The sequence below is a fragment of the Mucilaginibacter gossypii genome (assembly GCF_900100945.1).
In the GTDB taxonomy this organism is placed as follows: domain Bacteria; phylum Bacteroidota; class Bacteroidia; order Sphingobacteriales; family Sphingobacteriaceae; genus Mucilaginibacter; species Mucilaginibacter gossypii.
On record NZ_FNCG01000010.1, the window covers coordinates 52,474 to 72,957 of the forward strand.

Annotated in this window: 20 protein-coding genes; 13 read left to right on the forward strand and 7 right to left on the reverse strand. The window is 40.1% G+C overall.

The genetic code is table 11. The features are described 5' to 3' along the window. Nucleotides 1-3: 3 nt before the first annotated feature. Nucleotides 4-783 carry a TonB-dependent receptor plug domain-containing protein gene (locus BLS28_RS17985; protein ID WP_176844501.1) on the reverse strand — a complete coding sequence of 260 codons (780 nt, stop codon included), beginning with the start codon at nt 781-783 and terminating at the stop codon, nt 4-6. Between the two features lie 176 nt (nt 784-959). After that, entirely contained in the window at nt 960-1,241 is a 282-nt protein-coding gene (locus BLS28_RS17990) for a hypothetical protein (RefSeq protein WP_143020811.1), read from the reverse strand. A gap of 345 nt (nt 1,242-1,586) precedes the next feature. Between BLS28_RS17990 and BLS28_RS17995 the strand changes: the two genes are divergently transcribed. From BLS28_RS17995 to BLS28_RS18005, 3 genes are all read left to right on the forward strand, one after another. After that, nucleotides 1,587-1,853: a helix-turn-helix domain-containing protein gene (locus tag BLS28_RS17995; protein WP_256337474.1), complete on the forward strand. Its 267-nt coding sequence runs from the start codon at nt 1,587-1,589 to the stop codon at nt 1,851-1,853. A 318-nt stretch (nt 1,854-2,171) separates the two neighbouring features. Next, nucleotides 2,172-3,590, forward strand: a complete 1,419-nt coding sequence (locus tag BLS28_RS30560) for a S1 family peptidase (protein WP_176844502.1) — start codon at nt 2,172-2,174, stop codon at nt 3,588-3,590. A 115-nt stretch (nt 3,591-3,705) separates the two neighbouring features. Beyond that, nucleotides 3,706-4,068, forward strand: coding sequence for a hypothetical protein (locus BLS28_RS18005; RefSeq protein WP_091170511.1), 363 nt, complete (start codon nt 3,706-3,708; stop codon nt 4,066-4,068). Here the strand turns inward: BLS28_RS18005 and BLS28_RS18010 are convergent. From BLS28_RS18010 to BLS28_RS18020, 3 genes are all read right to left on the reverse strand, one after another. After that, on the reverse strand, nt 4,053-5,105 hold the full coding sequence (locus BLS28_RS18010; protein ID WP_091170513.1) for an HNH endonuclease domain-containing protein: 1,053 nt from the start codon (nt 5,103-5,105) through the stop codon (nt 4,053-4,055). The two genes, BLS28_RS18005 and BLS28_RS18010, sit on opposite strands and share 16 nt — an antisense overlap. Further along, entirely contained in the window at nt 5,102-6,370 is a 1,269-nt protein-coding gene (locus tag BLS28_RS18015) for a phospholipase D family protein (protein WP_091170516.1), read from the reverse strand. The genes BLS28_RS18010 and BLS28_RS18015 overlap by 4 nt, the downstream gene beginning before the upstream one ends. Before the next feature lie 123 nt (nt 6,371-6,493). Next, a complete protein-coding gene (locus BLS28_RS18020) occupies nt 6,494-8,023 on the reverse strand; it encodes an ApeA N-terminal domain 1-containing protein (RefSeq protein WP_091170519.1) in 1,530 nt (509 codons plus the stop codon). 429 nt (nt 8,024-8,452) lie between these two features. On the opposite strand from BLS28_RS18020, the gene BLS28_RS18025 reads away from it, so the two are divergent. From BLS28_RS18025 to BLS28_RS30930, 4 genes are all read left to right on the forward strand, one after another. Then, on the forward strand, nt 8,453-9,061 hold the full coding sequence (locus BLS28_RS18025; protein ID WP_091170967.1) for a hypothetical protein: 609 nt from the start codon (nt 8,453-8,455) through the stop codon (nt 9,059-9,061). Nucleotides 9,062-9,260: 199 nt separating this feature from the next. Next, nucleotides 9,261-9,437: a hypothetical protein gene (locus BLS28_RS30925; protein WP_176844503.1), complete on the forward strand. Its 177-nt coding sequence runs from the start codon at nt 9,261-9,263 to the stop codon at nt 9,435-9,437. A 5-nt stretch (nt 9,438-9,442) separates the two neighbouring features. Further along, nucleotides 9,443-10,498, forward strand: a complete 1,056-nt coding sequence (locus BLS28_RS18030; protein WP_091170522.1) for a DUF932 domain-containing protein — start codon at nt 9,443-9,445, stop codon at nt 10,496-10,498. A 132-nt stretch (nt 10,499-10,630) separates the two neighbouring features. Next, nucleotides 10,631-10,870, forward strand: coding sequence for a hypothetical protein (locus BLS28_RS30930; RefSeq protein WP_091170525.1), 240 nt, complete (start codon nt 10,631-10,633; stop codon nt 10,868-10,870). A gap of 289 nt (nt 10,871-11,159) precedes the next feature. Here the strand turns inward: BLS28_RS30930 and BLS28_RS18040 are convergent, their stop codons facing one another. After that, on the reverse strand, nt 11,160-11,567 hold the full coding sequence (locus BLS28_RS18040) for a (deoxy)nucleoside triphosphate pyrophosphohydrolase (RefSeq protein WP_256337475.1): 408 nt from the start codon (nt 11,565-11,567) through the stop codon (nt 11,160-11,162). 139 nt (nt 11,568-11,706) lie between these two features. Between BLS28_RS18040 and BLS28_RS18045 the strand changes: the two genes are divergently transcribed. From BLS28_RS18045 to BLS28_RS18070, 6 genes are read left to right on the forward strand one after another with little or no spacing between them, the layout of a single operon-like run. Then, nucleotides 11,707-13,401 (forward strand): hypothetical protein, encoded by a 1,695-nt coding sequence (locus BLS28_RS18045; protein WP_091170527.1) that lies wholly within the window; start codon nt 11,707-11,709, stop codon nt 13,399-13,401. A 31-nt stretch (nt 13,402-13,432) separates the two neighbouring features. After that, complete coding sequence (locus BLS28_RS18050) at nt 13,433-14,101, forward strand: HhH-GPD family protein (RefSeq protein ID WP_091170530.1); 669 nt, start codon at nt 13,433-13,435, stop codon at nt 14,099-14,101. Between the two features lie 25 nt (nt 14,102-14,126). Continuing rightward, nucleotides 14,127-15,380, forward strand: a complete 1,254-nt coding sequence (locus BLS28_RS18055; RefSeq protein ID WP_091170532.1) for a DNA cytosine methyltransferase — start codon at nt 14,127-14,129, stop codon at nt 15,378-15,380. Further along, nucleotides 15,349-18,051, forward strand: coding sequence for an ATP-binding protein (locus tag BLS28_RS18060; protein ID WP_091170535.1), 2,703 nt, complete (start codon nt 15,349-15,351; stop codon nt 18,049-18,051). The genes BLS28_RS18055 and BLS28_RS18060 overlap by 32 nt, the downstream gene beginning before the upstream one ends. Next, a complete protein-coding gene (locus tag BLS28_RS18065; protein WP_091170538.1) occupies nt 18,041-18,727 on the forward strand; it encodes a hypothetical protein in 687 nt (228 codons plus the stop codon). Before BLS28_RS18060 ends, BLS28_RS18065 begins: the two co-directional genes overlap by 11 nt. 2 nt (nt 18,728-18,729) lie before the next feature. Further along, nucleotides 18,730-19,380, forward strand: a complete 651-nt coding sequence (locus tag BLS28_RS18070; protein ID WP_091170541.1) for a hypothetical protein — start codon at nt 18,730-18,732, stop codon at nt 19,378-19,380. Here the strand turns inward: BLS28_RS18070 and BLS28_RS18075 are convergent. Beyond that, nucleotides 19,377-20,240: an HNH endonuclease gene (locus tag BLS28_RS18075; RefSeq protein ID WP_091170545.1), complete on the reverse strand. Its 864-nt coding sequence runs from the start codon at nt 20,238-20,240 to the stop codon at nt 19,377-19,379. The two genes, BLS28_RS18070 and BLS28_RS18075, sit on opposite strands and share 4 nt — an antisense overlap. Nucleotides 20,241-20,484: the final 244 nt, after the last annotated feature.

Consider the following 20,484-nt stretch of genomic DNA (forward strand, 5'->3'; position numbering starts at 1 on the left):
AGTCTACTTTAGTTTCACCGGCTTTGCCTTTTTGGTCGTGATGAGTACCACACCATTGGCCGCCCGGCTGCCGTAGATCGCCGTGGCGTCCGCGTCTTTTAACACTTCGATGCTTTCAATATCGGCCGGGTTAATCGTGTTCAGTGGGCTCAGTCCGCCGGAACTGATCGATGTAGGGTTATTGGCAGCGGAGTTGATCTGGTTGGTAGCTGTATTGCCGCTTTCAAAGGTTACGCCGTCAATAACGAATAAGGGATCGTTCCGGGACAACGTGGCATCCAGTGCGCTTTGACCGCGGATTTGCACATTGAACGAGGAACCGGCAACACCACTGGTCTGTGATACTACCATACCGGGAACACGTCCCTCCAATGCTGCCAGCACATTGGATACCGGCTGCTTTTCGATATCTGCCGCGCTGATCGAAGTGACATTGCCCGTATTATATCGTTTGGTGGTTTTTCCGTAGGCGATTACCTGTACTTCATCCAGGGAATTTGCCGCGGGCTTTAAGCGGATCAGCAAAGGGCCGTCTGAAAGTTTGTAGGGATATTTTAAAGTCGTGTAGCCGATGAAGCTTACGATCACGGTGCCGGAAGTAGCAGCGGCAGGAATGCGAAATACGCCGTTTTTGCCGGTGACGCTCATAGCATTAGTGGACAGCAGTTGTACAGTCGCACCTGGTAACGGTAGGCCTTGTTCGTCGGTAACCTGCCCGGTGACGGGGGCAGCGGAGGAAGTTGGTTTGTCCTGGGCCGTCGCTTTAAAAAAAAGGCAAAGCATGGCCAGAACACTAATAAGTATCGTTTTTTTCATGATTATTTTTTAAATGAATCTGGTAGGAGAATAAAAGAATATAGTAAAGGCAACCCCGGAAGGTTTAACTATTAACTGATTACGGGTTGCCATTACCGTTAGGTCATTCGGGTGGGCAGATGAGCAGTACCCAAAGCGTAGTTTTATTCCTGGTCATGACTTTGGGTGATTTGGTGATCGGAAAGGGTTTGGGATACTTCTGCCCGGTGATAGATCTTGGCGACCAAGGCAAGCAGTTGTTGGAGGTCGGGGCACTGTTGCAGTTCTTCCGCGTTGTTCAGACCCTTTTGTTTGGCCAGGCTTTGCTCAAACCAGCTTTGGAGTTCCTGTTGGAACTGATCATAGGGAACCGTTTGGAAACGTTCCATAATGTCCGTCAGGGTCGTGAAGGATGGTGGTTGGTTGGAATTTGATTGTTCGTCCATGAGCATTGATCTTTAAAAAGCCAAAACAAAGGAGTCGGTGCAGGTGGAAATGCATAAGGCGTGACACCCAACTTATCGCTTGTGAGGCCCTGAGAAGCCTTGGAACGAATAAGCGGGCGCCACGCCTAAGGCATGGACGCATACCACTTATCGCCTTGTTCCATTGAAATTTCTCAGGTTTCACAAGCAAGACTCAAAGTGCGAACTACATTCAATAAAGTCCGCAAATGTATGTTTTAAACTAGAATGAATACATTGATATTGTTTAATTAATTATAAATATAGAGAATATATCTACAAATATAAAAACAAAACACTCATATAAAATTTTTTTACATCCGGCAAGTGCTGTTAGATATTTTTAGAAAAAAAACAGCTTTGCAGAAAGAAACTTTAACGAGATTGGGATTGTTTTTAGCGAAAAAATCGGTAAATAAAGCAGATGTAGCGCGTAAAACAGGTATTTCCACTTATAGGCTAAGTCAATTATCAATTAATTTAAAATCACAGCTGCGGGTTGATGAATTGTATTTAATTGCTTTGGCATTGGAAATTGACCCATCGGAGGTTTTGGAGTTTGTTTGCAAGGATTTATCGTTGCCTAAAAAGTAAATCAACAATGTGTTGGCAATGCCTTTGGCCCAAGCGCTTCGCTTTATCTAATTCGCATGATGCCGTTATCGTCCCAGTCCCGAATTACAATGTAACTTTAAATCAAATACGATCCAAGATATTGCTGGCTTATTTTAAACCAAAGTTAGGAACAGCGAACAATTATATTGCGAACTAATATTATTGAACGGGCTCGTAAGTCCCAGGTCTAAATTCTATTATTTTCATTTCCTCGACTTCAAAAAGTCCAATTCCATTATATTGCGGCTCAAATAGAGTGCATCGCATACCACGAAAATTTCTGAGCCGAATATGAAATTGAAAAAGACCATTCAAGTCAAAATTGAATATCCCGAAACTAACAGTTTAGATCGGAAATGTAAGTGGATTTGCCCGGAATTAACTGCAATAGACGGTATTGGAGAATTGGCACTTTGGGAATTGAAAGGCCTGGTTGTCACTATAGGATTTATCAATGATGAACAGGAAAAGATAATTGGTAGCGGAGTAATGATAGCGCCAGGTGTCTGTCTAACTGCAACTCATGTTATGGAAGAAACGCGCCAAAAAAATGCCTTAGTTTATTCATTTCCGTGTGAAAATAGTATGAGAATTTGGTCTCCGCGGGATTTTAGCGCATCAGAGAAAGTGTCAGTCGAGATCATGCCTTTCCAAAAAAAAGTCCCACGATATATGGATGTGGGAATACTATCGCTTTCACCATTTTCGAAATTTGAAGATCATGAAAATTATATGTTTGCGCCCTTAGAAGTTTCTATACCAAAAATTGGCGAAAGACTTTGGGCTGCCGGATATCGGGAAATAGACAATGACGGCGTTCCAACGTTAGCTTTTTTCTGTACATCAGGAATTGTTACTGAACAATATCTGCAAGGAAGAGGAACGTTCATTAATGGTCCTTGCATCGAAGTTGCGATGGAGACCCGGGGCGGAATGAGTGGAGGCCCTGTGTACAATGCAGAAGGAAAAGTTATCGGCGTAATTTCATCGAGTTTAGAAGGAGCCCAAGGCCCATCCTATATATCATTGATCTGGCCTGCTTTATTATCGACAGTTTACGCGCCTTGGCCGGAAAAGCTTTGGCCCAAGCAAACTGCCGGAATTCAAATTAGTGCCGATAAAGGCGTCAAAATATTAGGTTCAGCGAGGATTGATGATGAAGGATCATATAAAATTAAATTTCCTAAACAAAGCTCAGAATCGATGTTGGCGGTTTTAGAAACCGCAGGAATCAAGTTGCCAGAAGAAGATTATGATTTTCAAGATTTTTCCCACGAAAATTTTGAAAAGTTCTTGGAAGAAGAAGGCATTAAGTACCTATTTGTAGCAGATAAAGAAATTTTTGATCAAGGACTGATTGACAAGGAGTACACGGAGATTATAAAACTTTTCCAATGTTTCGATGCTTCCATGTTGGAGGGGCTTGAAGATTTAAATATACAATCAGTCAAGTTATTAGACAATGGGAATATCGGAATTGATGCGTTATATAATATCCGTATCGCCTTTCTACGATTGAGAATCACACGTGAGGAATATGAATGTCATAAGGATTTAATCTCTTCTTTAAATAGTCTTCAAGATCAAGAGATTGATGAGGACTACATATGTTACGATCATTACGCGAGACCCTTTTATAGAGTTAATTTTACCTACAATATACAGTCTGGTGAATGTCAGGATATAAGATTTCAGTCATTGTCGTTGAAAATTTAGGAACGTATTTTGATTTGATGGTAAATGATTTCGCGAAACTATTAAGTGCCGCCGAACAGAATACAACCGGGCGACGGGCGATCTCTGCCGGATCTGGACTTATAATTTTTGATATATGAATTTGTCTCAACATAATAATGAAGGAAATAACTATCTGCTTTTACTGGAAGCACTGATTTTGCAAAAGCTGTCAGACGAAGAATTAGTGATCGGCACTGCTTATCGCGATGGGAATGATTATGCGGTTTTGTCGCTGGATGAATACGGGCAGCACAATGTCAACTTGCATTTGTATTGCGCTAGGCCAGACCAATTCTTGCTGGAGATCGAGGATTTTGACCAGGATGAGGAGCACGGACTGTTTAAGCTCAGTGCAGAAGATTTAAATATAATACCTGAAGGCTTGCGTCAACTGATGTCGAATGTTGCGCGATCGGGTAAGCCTACCGCTTACAGAAAAGATCAGCTTAGTCCCTGAACAGGCTGCATATATTCAAAGCCATTATTGCTGGCAATAGTGATGAGCGGCTTGATCTGCTCCAGGAATTTTTCTTTTGTAAAATAAACTGGCGTTAACTCAGGAAAAAGGGTCAGATATTCCTGCAAGAACTTTTGCTGCGGATGTTTTGCCTGTATGATTTCTATAGCGTGTTGCTGAAGCTTGAAAAATGGATCGAAATGCAGGTCCAGCAAAGGCAACTTGTCACTTTTTGAGCTATTGAATGATCTGTCGGCTGGAATCAGGTTCCACATCAGGTCATGCGAGACAAAGGCGTATGGCACGAAATGTTCAACAGCGTAGTCGCCGGTTTTAAGTCTGGTATTGGTATATATACAATCAACGCTGCCGAGTTCATTAATGACCATATCCCAGAATTTACGCTGCTCGGTCAGGTTTTTCCTCACCGGTTGTTTGATAAGTTTATTGGGTATGTCAGGTACATTGGGATTTTTGCTTTGCAGGTAAACCGCCAGGTGCCAATAACAAAAAGCTTTGAGAATACCGGCATTACGGGTCAGGTAATCCCCCCAAGCCGGGTTCATCTGGATGTGATCCTTATATACGGAATAAAGGCAATTATTGGTAAAGGCCTGCGAATATTGATACGCCAGCGCCATATCATCGGCTCTGAACCAGGGGCTTAAGAACCGGTGCGGTACTTCGGCGTTAAAATAGCGGAGTTCTTTTTGAGTCGCTTTATTGTTGCTTCCTGAAAGTCTGGCGAATATCGTCTTTCTGTCCGCATCTACGGTCAGATTCTCCATCATCTTAATTTGCTCTATCGCTTGCTGTAGCTTGTCCTGTTTGCCGAATGATACGTGGAAGTAATTTACGGTAAACCAGGAGTGTGCTACCATTTCGGCAAACAGATCTTGCTTACTGATCGCTTCCTCACCCTGTTCCGCTCTGCCCAGAATCGAAAGAAACCAATAAAATTTATAGGTGGCCGACGTTTTATTGAAACAGGCCGTCAGCAGATGGACAGGTAAATGTTTGTGCGTCGGGAGGTTCATAGTCTCATTCGGTGTAAAATCATTTGATAGCCAGGATATAAAGCGCCAAAGTTATCCATGATAGTTGAAACAATATTTGCTTTCGATAGCTGTGGGTCACCCGGGCCAAAGTTTTTGCCGACAAAGAAATAATAGCGGCGATCATCCGGTACAATGTAATCCATAAGCGCTTCGGTGTCGGTGAACTCGTTTACATACTTCGGCGGCCGGTTATTGATAATGATAAAGTAACCTTCCGGAAGACCATGGATGTGTTGGAAGAACTTTTGACGGAACTCCGTTTTTTCCAGTAGTTCCTGTAAATGGTCCCGGTCGATTTTACTGCCGTTCTTATCACGCCCGATACGGTTCCAGATGCCTACTGAATCGCGATGAATGATCACTTGCATCCTCATGAAATTGATCGGTGTTTCATCTTTACCGTATGCCTTTATTTCCTGCCTGCCTCTGCCGTAATGTAACCAGATACCGTCAAGGTCTTCGCTGGTATAGTTATTATGTACTGCGGAAGATACGGTATGTTCAAATTCGTAGTGGTCGTGCAGGTCCCAATTTTTCTCTTTTATCTTGGGGTAGACTAAGTGGTGAAGCTGAAACAATTTGTTTCTTACCGCTTCACGCTCTTTATCAATTTCCGGTTCATAACTGTACGGTTTAGCTCCTGTGAATGCGTTGTAATGTGTTTTTTCAAAAAACTGGCCGTTAAAGTTGATGTCGTCGAGATTGACCGTACCCGGTGACAGCAGCTGTGCCATTTCTTTTTGATCCTGCTTCATACGCTCTTTCCGACGGGTGAAAACGGGCTCGTAGGCTTTGATAAGTTCCTCTGTAATCGCCTTGCCCTGTTTCATTTGAATATTGAACCATTTTAACAATTCATCACAAGTTATCGGATCATCAGTCTTCAGGCTCACTTCGACATTTTTTTCAAACCCACCTAATGTACAGTTACCGGAACCTGTGTAAACCGTTAAACCCTTGTGGTTACGCAGGATATATACTTTGGGATGGTAAAATCTATTTTCTTTTTGATAAATGTGGGCCTTGAAATTTTCGCCGGAAAGCTCCATTAGGCTGCGCAATACTTTCGGTGGGGTTGGAAGGTCTATACCAACCAGGTAGTGTTGTTTCGCCTCATTGCTCAGATGGGTCTGAATAAAGTCCAGGCCGTCTGTTGAAACCAACGCCGCAGCAACCCAAAGTTCGTCACAATCAGCAAGTGAGTTCTTAAAATCATTGGCCAGATTATAACGGTGCGTGATCATATTGCGCCGTTACAGTAGTTTTGAATAGTGATAAAAAACATAGAAAATGGATAAAAATGTAGGTTGACCAAATATAATAAATAACTGCCGATGATTGCTTGTTTAAAGCTTATTCGTTTAGCGTCAAGCCATATACTGCACATGGTTAGGGAGAATCAGGTATATTCTCTCTTCGATGGTGTCTTTCGGTATTTTTAGATAAAGCAATAAATAATACTCCAGGATAATCTTTAGTTTCATGTTAGCTTTTCTGAGCATCAATATATTGCTGATCAGCTCATTATTTGACATATCAGCTTCATGTACGAGGTAATGTCTCGCACTCAGCACCTTTTCGGTAAAGGCTCCGGAATCCTTGACAAGTTTAGTAAGCGTCTCGCTGTCATCTATTAGTTTAGTGAGCTTGTCCCTTATCCGGAATGCTTTTAGTTTGGTTCCCTTTCTGAATTCCAGCAGAAAGTCCCTTTGGTGGGATTTGATGCCGGGCAAAGCCAGCACTTCAGTGGCCACTTTAGATAGTTCCCCGATTTGCGAATTTACTGCCTGATGGGTTTTGTTAAACATGATTTCCAACGCCGCGACTAATGATAAAAGGTCCTGCTCCGGATCGTCTTTATCATTTTCTATAAAATTGAGGTAATGCCGTAGCGGTAACTCAATGTCCGGGTAAAGATCAAGAAAAATGTTAAAATAGTCGCCCGTTATAAGGTCGGTCAAATAAAGCATCCGGTTCTTAGGAGGAAACCCGCCTGGATAATAAGTGTTCCGCTTATTGAAACTGCCATTAAATGTATGCCAATGTGGTTGACCAGCGTCAATCCGGATTTCTTCTAATGCCAAATAGGTGCCGGTCATTAGCGTAAAAAAAGCGCGGTTCTTTTTTAAAAAAGCATGCAAGTCACTAAAAGTTAATGGTGTGCTAAACTTAAACCTGAAACAATAATTCTTTTCGATATGGAGGATATTCCTGGGCATCAGCGGCAGGCTGCCGAACGAACCAGTATAATGTAATTGACCGCCAGCATAAGGGATCTCGATACCATCCCTGCCATGAAGCTTATAAGACAAACTATCACCCCGTTTCTCCAGAAAATCATCGTCGGTAAAACGTACGTTCTCATAGTTAGAGGAAAAGTTACCATCCTCATCGAGTTCTTCGGAAAACTGCGGTAAAAATTTTAATTGAGGACAACGGAACTCTTCATTTCCAAGAAAAAAATGATTGGACGATAATATATAGCTTTCAAAACGCATTGTGATCACTGTGCTTTTCCTGCTGAGCGCATGAGGGTCTGTTTCATGGCTGAGGTTTTCATAATGTTCTACTCTTAAGTTAAACAGCGATAGGCATTCTTTAGAGGTAGTGAAGCCATGTAGAACGGCTATAGCCTCATGATAATTGATATGCCACATAGCGCCTTCCAGGCATTTAACCATCCCATACAATTTTAGGTCAAATCGATCTCCTGATTCGTTGACCGTCATTTCCCCGAATACTTTAACATCCTTTTCAATAGGGTCCCAGAAATAGCCTGTCGTTAATTCCATTAATACTAAATATTGCTTAGATGTAAATGTAGGAATTGCCGTACGATAAGCAATGAAGTGCGGATGGCTGTTGTAAAGTATGCCGTTGCCTGCGGCCCGGGTCATCCGCTATATCTCCTTTGGAGGATGCCGCTGCCGCCCCTAACGGTGCGCTTAATTTTCACTGGCGTTCAAAACAAGCGCTTTGGTAGCGCAAAAAGCGTCACCATCCGGGCCATTTGTCCCGGATGCCTCCGCACTTGCAAAACACCGGCAGGTTTGAGCTTTTTAACCGCCGTTCCCAAAAGAAGGAGAAAAAGGAAAACAAGTTGGGCACTGTTGAAGGATGATTGCCGGTAGTATCAAAAAGACTACGGCATAAACGGCTGCCTCCCCAGAGGGTCCCCTCCAATTATTCCGTTTCCTTTTTGTGCCGTTTCGTGCCCGCTGATTTGCTTTCTTTTTCTCCTTTTTCTTTTGGAAAAAGCTTTTACGGGAAAGGGGCGAAAGAGAGAAATAAACAACAAATTTTTTAACTCTTTAATGCTTAATGAAATGAAAACAGCAGAAAAAAATGCAAAACAGGTACAAGGTACTAACGCACAAAACAACGCGCCAAGAACAGAGAACCGCCCAAGCTTAACAGGAAAGGAAGCCAAACAGGATGAAACCGCTAAAGATGAAAAACCCGCCGAGGCTCAAAAAGCTGAGGCGACCCCAACCGCAGAAGTTAAGGCCGGTAGTGCCCCTGCAATGGATAACCAACCGGCAAACCCTGCACCCTATACCACGGGACAGGGATTAGATGATGCGCCTAAAACAGAAGAAGCGCCGAAAGCAGAGATCAAATACGTTAGACCTGCTTTGAACTTAGAGCAGACCGTTAAAGTCGTTGAAAGCCTAAACCGTAAGAACATACAGCGTTTGGCGCTTATAGCCCGGATCAAGACTTTGGAAGATTTCCAGATCAAACTGGCTGAAAACGGCGACCAGTTGGAAAGCAATGTTTACCAGGGCTGCAAACTGATCATCGAGGATGATAAGAGAAATCAATTTGTGACCAATACCCCGAACCTCATTGCTTTGGTTGCCCAATTCGTTTATGATGCCTGCGTGAACAAGCTATCTGAAATCGAAGCCGAAATCGTATTTCCGCACGCTTAATAAATATCCATGCTCCCGGTTAAGCCGGGAGCATTTTTTTAAGGTTTCACAAAAACACGAATTAAGATGTACGAGCAATTTATAGAGTTCACCGACCAAATATTTTGGGAGGGGTACGCCGAACAGTTAGCTAAAGAAAATCCCGCAAGGTTTCAGCAGGAATTAACCGAATTTTTAAATAGCAATCAAAATTAGAATCATGGAAGACCGGATTTTTTTATTGGTGAAATGCACCGTAAAAACCACTCATAAGCACATACATGAGGCTATACAGGAATTTCAGGACGGTACTGCTTTGCAATTAACCAGTACCAAAAATGTGAAATTGCTTCATACCGAGATCATGAAAATGAACACTAAATCATCTAAAAATTAAACATCATGGCACATCAGATAAATTTCAATGAAAAAACAGGCAAACACAGCTTTATGAGCGTCAAAGAAAAAGCCTGGCATAATTTAGGGCAGGTTATTGACCGTTACCCGACCAGTAGCGAAGCGATACAATTTGCCGGACTGGACTACATTGTAGAAAAACGCCCTTTGTTTACATACGACACCAATAGCCACCTTTGGAATAACGAAGAAGCGATACCCGATATTGACGTACCCAATTATTTCGCCACCGTCCGGGCAGACACAGAGCAGGTATTGGGTGTTGTCGGCAATGATTACGAGATCGTTCAAAACCGGGAAGCGTTTAGTTTTTTCGACGCCATTGTAGGCGGTGGGGACGGCATATTATATGAAACCTGCGGGGCTTTGGGCAACGGGGAACGTATTTTTATCACCGCAAAATTGCCGGGCTATATCAAAGTAGGCAATGACGACCTGATAGAAAAATATCTTTTCTTAACAACCTCACATGATGGCTTTGGCAGTATAACGGCAGCCTTTACGCCTACCCGTATCGTTTGCAATAATACCTTACATGCTGCTTTAGGTAATATGACCAATAGTGTGAAGATACGCCACACCCAAAGCGCACAGGAACGGCTGAAACAGGCACACGAGGTGATGGGCATATCCAACACGATAAGCGATCAGTTGGACGGCATATTTAATCGATGGGCGCGGATACGTATTACTGACAAACAAGTGCTCAAACTTGTACAACAGGCAATGGCACCGAGTAAGGAAGTTTTACAGAACGTATTAGACGAGAATATCGATGAATATTCCAGCCGGTTTTTAAACACCGTTGAAAAGGTTTGCGAATTTGCTTTTAGTCACCCCACACAACAGACCGACACTACACGGGGAACATTGTTTGGAGCATATAACGCCATCAGCGGATATATGCAGAACGTAAAGCAGTATAAAACCGAGGAAGTGAAACTCAAGTCTATTCTTTTCGGCAGCGGTTTTAACAAAACACAAACGGCTTTTAACCTATGCCGGACATTCGAAAAAGAAGGAACAACTGTTTTAAATTAAGTCAACCGGGGGAGTAATCCCCCTTAACCAAATTCCTAGGAGCTTATAAATAAACACATGGTGGATCTCCAATATTAGTCGATGTCACCGATTTTAAAAATAAACGACAATATTTTTGACGAAAGATGAATTATGGAACACTCAAATTATCATAATTACACAGTAAGCATACTCTCTATCATTTTATTGGTAATCGGTGTATCAATCCGTTATATCATAGGAAGGAGGAGGTTTAACCGCCGTGGTGTGGCCGGTTTACCGCATTTCAAATCTTACGAAGCCGCCTTATTAACGACATACATTGAGCGGTTCTTAAATATTATAGGTACGTTGATGATCATTGCAGCGATTATTTTATACCTGATTAGATAGAGTTTTACGAACTGCTCGGCGGCTCCGCTACGCGGAGCCCTTGCGCCCCCTGTTTACCTAGTTGATGATTTTCAGCGGTGTAAACAGGAGGCGTTTTGTGAAGAATTCAATAAGTTTTACTAAATTGTATTTGTTATGTCTTTAAGTAAAAATATTCTACTCTAAGCTTTCATTGATCGGTTTAATATAACAGCATCGCCAATTTTAAGGCTGTCAGTGGAAAGTCAAATAGTCTGTAAAAGTAAATTATACGTTTAGAAATAGAAATCCTGTTGAACGCTATTCACTTTTAATTTAAAAAATTATAATAATCATTTAAAAAGAAATTTAAAACTGGAATATCTGCTTCTGTTAAATCTAAATCACGTAATTCGTTTGGATTCGCCCAAACATATTCTGCATGTTCTTTAAGATAAATTTCACCTGTGATGATTATCGCGACGAAGGGTATAAGTTCCACTATAAAACTGCTGTAATGATATATGCTGCTTGGTAAGCGACTTTTAAGTTCAATATCAACAGTTAATTCTTCCTTGATTTCTCGTATGATGCAAGTCTGAGGATTTTCGCCAGGTTCAATTTTGCCGCCAGGAAACTCCCATTTCAATGGATGTTTCATAATTGGGCTGCGTTGAGTAACCAGTACTCGTTTCTCATGATCTATAATGATTGCACAAGCAACTTGTAAAATTGTCATTGATATAAAGATACTACTAACCCTTTTAAAATTAGAAATCCAATTTATTATACATATATGATAGGAAGTGTAGTAAATATTTTAAATTAGAATACGTAAAAAAAATTATTCACGGTTATCAATAAACCACTTATTCCTTGTGCCAACAGATCCATTAAAACTCCTTAACGATATTTTAGAAAAAAAAAGTCAAGACGTAAAACGAAGTTTTAAAGGCACTTCTTTCCATGCATTGATAGAATTAAACCGTTGTATCGATTATTTCTTTATAAACGCTTCGTATAAAGTTCCACGGGAAGGCATTCGCAAACAGGATTGGCTAAACCGCTTCAAACTTTTTTCAATCGGGGGCTACGAGGCCTTTGACTTGTTTATGGATGAGGAGGCTCCCGGAGACGCTCTGATACGTCTACCCACTAATAAAAAATTGCGAGCTTGGGCGATAAAGTCACTTAATACCCTTGGGAATATCGGAGTTATAAAGAGACATATATCACTCACTGAAGCAAAAGTATTTCAATGTGAGTTCGATGGGAAAGATAGCTTTACTTTTAAAACATTTGTCACGGACGCCGGTATTGAGTACTTGGAAGCACAAAGTCAACGCTGGCTTTTGATGTATCACTTAAGTATTGCGGATTATAGTCATCAATACAATTGGGGGCCACAGGTAGAACGAGATTTACGGGATAACTTGGAGTTCAAAGCTCCTGCTTTTATCCAGTATAAACCAACAAACTTACTAGAAAGGTATGGTTACTTAGAAGGTCAGAGAGTTATACAATCTAAGATTGGATATGATTACTACCCCCATGATGTAAAATTTGGTGGCATCCCTTTCGGCAATTACCTGGAGGTTGTTATTCATCTCGTTGGTGACAGCCATATGCATCAAGATTTTTGCCTCGAAACAAGGAAAGTTGCCGAGTTAGCGCACTTGGATTTGTGGAATCTTTATCCATATTATGTACGATATGAAAATTTGATAGATAGTCTCGCCCGTAGAACGGGTTTCTTAAAGGCTGATATTCAAAAAATACTCGAGAAAATTACACTTGATAAGAAAAAGCTTAGGGATATTTATTTCCCACCGGGGTATGCGCCACCCGTATTACTAAAACTTTCTGAGAATTACCTATTGATTACCCAGACCGGATTACAATCGAACCCCTTAACATACCTAAACAGGTGTCTTAGGGCAGCCTATCCCGACGACTATTTCAAGGCTGTCAACCTACGCGAAAAACTATTTCAAACTGAGCTCTATAGCCTGTTTGCGAAGCAGATTGTAACAATTCCACATTCCGTGGGGTTAAAACATCTGACTAAAATTTATACGGATATAGACGCGGTTTTGTACGACAAAAAGGACAAGATTTTAATACTTGTCCAGCAAAAGTTCAGGGAAGATTGGGCAACAGATATGAAGCAGCGAAGTAACATGCTGGAAAACTTTGAAAAGGAACTCAAAACATGGATGGAAGCGCTTGATAATTTTATAGCCGACCATGGCGAAGATATGCTTGTAAAGAAATTGTCCCGGAAGGCAATTAAACCAGGGGCGAAAATTTACCGGCTGGTCGTTGGTAAACATTTTTCAAAATTTAGTAATGGGAGAACTTATCCGGGCCTTCTTACTGCCAATTGGGCGACACTCGTCAAAACGATGGTGGGAAGCCCGCAAGCGTCGGCTTCACTAACATTATTCCTTGAAGAACTCGAAAAGAATTCTGTGAAGGCGGAATTGCCAGAACTCCACTCAGGAACAATGGAGACAGGTTTTAAAATTGGCAAGTATAAATTTAAGATAGAATACAAATCAACTAAACTTTAAACTAACGAGATGCATCAAGCGTTGAATAAATGTGGCAGCAAACATCGGCGTTCAACACATAAAATATTTCCAAGACAAAATAATGGAATGGTGGAAGCAATATGGCCGTAATTTTCCTTGGCGTGAAGAATTTTTAAGCGAGTATGAGTTAATTATTGCAGAAATTTTACTGCAAAGAACTAAAGCTGAAACAATCGCTAATTACTATATGTTTTTTTTGAATTCTTACCCTGGTTGGGAAAGCTTAGCTGCGGCAAATGAAAATGACTTAGCCACGTTATTGAGGCCTATTGGCTTATATAATCAAAGAGCCAAGAGAATTTTCGCTTTAGCGAAGTCCATGGAGCAACGAGATTTTATTATCCCCCAGGACCGGGAGTCAATAGATAAAATACCATTTATGGGCCAATACATAGCCAACGCTGTTGAGTTGCTCATACTTAATCGAGCTAAGCCTTTGCTAGATGTAAATATGGCTCGTGTACTTGAGAGATATTTTGGGCCAAGACAGAAAGCTGATATCCGCTATGACCCTTACCTGCAATCTTTAGCCCACGATATTTTAAAGGGTGTGAACGCCAAAGAAATTAATTGGGCAATCCTTGATTTCGCTGCTTTGATATGTCAATCGAAAAAGCCAAAATGCTCAATATGCTCATTGTCAGAGAGTTGCAGGTATTATAAAAATAATAAAATTTAACTAATTTTAACTACTAAGCGCTGTTATGTCTTCTACATCTCAAAATACAAATTACTACATAGATTTATTCGCTGGCTGCGGTGGATTGTCTCTTGGACTGCACAACGCCGGTTGGAAAGGATTATTTGCAATTGAAAAAAATAAGGATGCATTTAACACGTTAAAACACAACCTAATAGAGACTAAAAATCATTTTGATTGGCCTACTTGGTTACCGGAACAAAACCATGAGATTGATGCTGTATTAAATACACACAAAAATCAATTAATCGATCTTCGTGGCAAAGTCGATTTAGTAGCCGGGGGACCACCTTGCCAAGGATTTTCGTCCGCGGGCAGGAGAAATGAGGACGATGTTCGAAATGGATTAATACGTTCCTATCTTAAGTTCATCATGTACGTAAGGCCCAAGGTCATCTTTTTTGAAAACGTTAAAGGCTTCACTTTAAAATTTGATAAGAACAAATCAAAAGGTAAGGTATATTCAGAATTTGTTTTAGGTGTATTACGTAGGCTTGGTTATGAAGTAGACGGCAAGATGCTCGACTTTTCAAAATATGGTATCCCACAGAAAAGAACTCGTTTTATTCTTGTTGGTATAAGGAAAGATATAGTCGAGCAGCAAAATGTTAGTGCTACTAAGTTCTATAGATTATTAAAATCAAACAAGATTGCTTTTTGTCAGGGTAAAAACCTTCCACAAAACCCTAAACTTGGCGATGCAATATCGGATTTATTAAAATCTAATGGCTTAGTTTCTACGCCAGACCGAAAAGGTTTTAAAAGTGGTATGTATAAAAAACCGGCTAATCGGTATCAAATTTTCCTTCGTGGTGAAATTCAAGACCTTACACCTAATAGTCATAGCTTTGCAAAACATAGCCCTGCAATTGAACAACGTTTGAGGTATTTCTTAGAAAATCACCCAGCCAATAGGAAGATAAGTGATGTCGTAAAGGCACAATTAAATATAAGCAAGCACTCAATTTTTCCACTGGCAAAAAATGCCGCTACTCCTACGTTGACGACATTGCCTGATGACTATATACATTACCAAGAACCACGGATATTAACCGTCCGAGAGTATGCCCGTATCCAATCATTCCCTGATTGGTACCAATTTACTGGTAAGTATACCACTGGGGGAAAGTTGCGAAAATTTGAAGTTCCTCGTTACACGCAAATAGGAAATGCTATTCCACCACTATTTGGCGAACAAAGCGGTTTAATATTAAAACAGTTAGTTAATGGGCAGCAAACCGCGAAAAGTACACTTTAAAACGAATGTCCTCCTAAAAAGCATAATAGGCAAGGATCTTATTAACGACGATAATATTGCAATTCTTGAACTTGTTAAGAATTCGTATGACGCCGGTTCGCCTTATGTCAGCGTGGAGTTTAAAAATATAAAAGCCAATGACGACAAGCAAATAGAGGAAGGTTATACTACTGTATCCTCGAAGATCATTATCCAGGATTATGGGAAAGGAATGACCCAAGAAGACATAGAAAATAAGTGGATTAATATCGCCTATTCGGAAAAGAAATCTGCCAAAGAATCAAATAACCGCTTGTTAGCTGGAAATAAAGGCGTCGGTCGTTTCTCCTGTGATCGACTCGGTGAGTACCTTGACTTATACTCCAAGTCGCCGTTAAGTAATTCTTATGTGCATCTTCAAATCAGTTGGGGAGATTTTGAAACTGAAAACCGCGATGATTTAACCGAAGAACAAAAGAAGGACCTTGAAATTCAGCAAATCACTTTTGACTTATATGACATAGATAAAGGCGATTTCCAGGACGTTACAGGCCATAAACCATTTGATCAAGGTACAATCCTTGAGATTTCTCGACTGCGAAGCAATTGGACTACTTTCGAGAAAAATAACAAGTCGGAATGGTGGACTACGGACAAACTGATAAAGCTCAGGAAATATCTTGAAAAATTAATAAATCCTAACCAAGCATTCCAAGAAAACCCATTTACGATTGAGGTTATTGCTGATGAATTTACATTGGAAGACTCAAGCGCTGATGAAAATGCACAAGTTGGGGGTGTTATTAAAAATAAAATATTCGATAAACTGGATTTTACCGCGACCAATATTGAATCCTCTATCAATAAAACTGGTAGCGAGATAACCACCTCTTTGCAAGATAAAGGGCGATTAATATTTAAACTAGTCGAGAAAAATACCCAGTTTGACTTGCTTAGAGATGTCCATGTTATTTTATATTTCTTAAATACCTATTCAAAAATCTACTTCACAAAACAGACAGGGATAAGATCTGTCGATTTTGGTTCAGTTTTCTTATTTATCAATGGCTTCATGATTCCACCATACGGGGAGGAAGGCAATGATTGGTTAGGTTTAGAAATTCGTAAGGGACAAGGACAACGGAGATTTCTATCTACGAGGGATTTAATTGGTCGTATAGAAGTTCGAGACACCAATAGCGAGTTTAAAATTATATCTAGCCGCGAAGGCGTTGTGAATGATGAAAATTTTCAGCAGCTCACAGAATCTTTTGACGCGAAGAAAAATAAGAAAGATGGTTATTTTTATTATACGTTCAAGAGGCTAGAAAAATATGTTGTTGATGGTTTAAAGTGGGACAGGGTAACTGGCGAAGAGGACCTTGGTGAGGACGAATCATTGTCAAAAAAACGCGCCAAGATTATAAAAGATTTTGAAAATAAGACATTAACGTTAACGCCCTCAGAAGCTCAAAAAGAAGAACTCTACTACGAATCGGAAACAAGTAAGAATAAAAGAATCATTTCAATTATTCAAAACATCATCGATGTTAAAAAAGAAAACATCATCGAACTGTACATAAATGATGAGTTAATCAGCGATTTAATCAAAGAGGAAGAAGAGGAGACCAGGAAAAGTATCGAAAAGTTGCTTAACGAGATTGATAGCTTACCATCGACAGAAGTTGAATCTGCATTATCCAGGATAGAAAAAAGCAGGGAATCGCTGGAAAGCATGTTTTCTAAAATATCATTGATGGGGCGTAATGCTACTGACGACGAGACTAAAAGTGCTTTAGATGAGACGAAAAGCTTTTACCAAGAATTTTCCAATAGCTACACGGTTTTTAAAAATGCCATCGTCAAGTTAACAGCGGAAAAGAAAATTGCAGAAAACAAGGCTGAAGAAGATGAAAAGGAGCGTGATCGCTTAGAAAGCGAATTAGCCTCTGAAAAGCAAAAAAACACGTATTTGTTAGCAACGAGGCGAACACTCAGTGATGACGCAGATGGCTTAATTCACACCCTTAAGATAAATAGCATAAATATTAGGGATGCAATAGATAATTTATTATTGGGAATAAGCTCGAGTTCCTATTCACAAACAGATATAATCAACAAACTCGGTAATATTAAGATAAATGCAGAACGATCATTACAATTGGCCGAAATAGCAACTCGATCGAATTTCACAGAGGATATCGAAAGCAGAACCGTGGACATAGTCGGTTATTTTGATCAATATTTATCGATTTATGACGAAACTTACTCAATTGGCGAAGATGAAAAAATTGAGTTTCTCATACAAGAAAATGGTGCTCACCTGATTAAAAGCCTGAGTGTTCTAAACTTGTCAATAATCATTGATAACCTAATATCTAATTCAAAGAAATGGGACGCGAAGAAAATGGAATTTGCGTTCTCAAACCCAAACCAAAATACTTTATCACTTAAGGTTTCAGACGATGGCAAGGGCCTGGTTGAGAAATTTCTTGACGACCCAGAAAGAATTTTTGAACTAGGAATTAGCGCAACGCCCCCCAGTACTATGGGCGGGTCTGGCATCGGGTTGTACTTTACTCGTAAGCTATTGGCCGATATGGATGCACAGATTCATTTCGTGGGCAACGCTAAGGTATTTGAAGGGGCGACATTCGAGATCGTTTTCAAAAATACTATATATGATAATTAAAAAAGCTCTTTTCATAGCGGACGAGGATGTGGACGAAACTGTTGAAAAAATAGCATCTTCACTGAAGGCTCGGGGAATCACGCTCCAGCATCAACATATTGATTTACGCGAGGACAGCTATAAGAGGTCTGATCCAACAAACGGTAACAAGATTATTCTTGATTTCAGCAAGATAAAGGACAAATTAACTGCAGAATATTTTAAGGTTGACTTTGACTTGGTGGCCTGCGATTTTAATTATGGCAATGATCCACAGTTAGACGGCTTTGAGGTTGTTAAATGGCTTAAAAATGAGGCCAACAGCAAAAGAGAACGGATCAGGAAAGCCAAGTTCATACTTTATTCCTCTCAACAAGAAAAACTTATTCCCAAAACGAACACTATCGACCAATTGACAAAGTTGATAAATGTTAAAATCGACGACTTTATAGATAGAAGAAGGTTAGCAGAGGTTGCAACAAAAATTTTAGGAAATACCGATAAAGACATAACCGCTAAGTTTTTAGTTGAACTTGACCGCTATAAGACTCACCAATTTAAATCAGTATATCCAAAATTCGCAGGGAAAACGCTCGAAGAAATAGCGCATGAAATTGATAAGGCGACCGAACACGGGGTTGGTTTCCAGGATCATTTGATCGAATTGCTGATTGCACACCTTATTGAGTTGAATTGAGTATGTATATAATATTCCCGATCGATGACTCTACGAATTTTCTCCAGGTTATTGCTGATACATTAATCGATAAATTTGGCGCAGCTGATATTCATGTGATCAGGGTAGATCATTCCGATGAGGGATATAGCGAATCGTTGAAGGAAATCGAGAATATTGCCTCCGATGAAACCATATTGTTTATGGGGCACGGACAAGAAAATTGTCTCTATGGAGGGGAAAGTAAGACATTCGACAAAAAACCTTTAATAAAAAATAGGGAGATTGAAATTTTTGCAGGCAAGAATGTTTTTCTCCTTGCTTGTGATTCAAATGCATATCTCAGGTCAACATTCAAATTCTCAAAAGTAACCGCATCAATTGGATTCGGTGGTTTACCTACTGATATTGGCGAGGTTAAAAAAAGACTACTTGAGCAGGGCGTTAATGACGCGGTTATAGAGCGTTTCAAGTTAGCCATAACCCAATTAGTTGTCGATGGTTTTAGTTATATTTTGGAAAACAACTTGCCATTCCACAAGCTATCCGACTACTTTATGTTATATCTCAATAAAATGATTAGTAACGTAGTTTTAGCCGGTAAAGAAGATTTCGAGAACCGAGCTTTGGCCGACTTGCTATTCAAAATGAAAAGTGAAATGGTATTTATCTAGCCCCAAAATACCTTCTCCTTCTCTTCGATGATCTTCATTAATTTAATCTTTATTTCTTCATGGTTTATTCCAAAGTGTGCCTCCCTGTGACAATTAGGGCAAACTGCAGCAACGTTAATTGGCAGGTCTGGCCCATCATCGGAAAGTCTAAGTATATGGTGTACTTCTAAAAATGGCATCTTTAAAGATGTGATAAAAGGGGCTGGTTTGGTACATAGTTCACAAATTCCGTTAGCCCTGTAAAGAGCGTAGTCTTTGACCAAAGCGCTTCTATATAGATATTCCGTAACAGATTGTTTTTGTTTAACTTTATTTGTCAGGTTATTACCTAAGTCCTTTAACTTTTCCTTGAAGTATCCTTTCTGGTTGTGTGATGGCTGAGACTTACTAATGTATAGTTCCAGCTTATCGAAAACATTCTGGGTTTCAATTAGCAAAAAATGTATTAGATGATCATCTTTCCGATCACCAGCAGTAGCTTTTTTCAGTTCCCATGATACCACCTGAAAAATTCCTTGGAATCGATATTTTTTTCCACCATGCCCATTTTCTTTTATTTCCTTAGCCGTTGGTTCTCTTGTTGTAAAAAGTAAAACATCGCGCTCCCCATCTACTAATAAGGAATTGGAAAATTTCGCTGGGTTTTGATTTCCTTTAGACCCTTGTCCAATATATGTCCAAGTCCCGTCTGGGTTTTGTAAGTCATTGTAACCTGCATTTTTTCCATGGCGTCCGCCTGTGGTTATAATAACACAGCGGGGTTGCTTGGCCCCCCATATAATCCCCGTTTGTTGTTGGGCGCTACCAACAAAGTCCAATAGAGAAGGGCGCTCATATTCTTGCCCGGTAATAAAATTCATAATTAGTAAATAGGAAAGCAATATAGCATGTTAGTAATGAAAAGGTGTGCTTAATTTAGAATCATTTATTAACTCAAAATCTTTCGACATTTATTTAGAATATAGCCAAAATCTACTCCGATCAACTTCGCCGATATAATGTATGTATAACTAACTGATAAACAGTAATATTTTTTAATATTATTATTGGTCAATTTCATCCTATATTTCAATAGTACGTTTGCATATTCTCAATAATTCACTA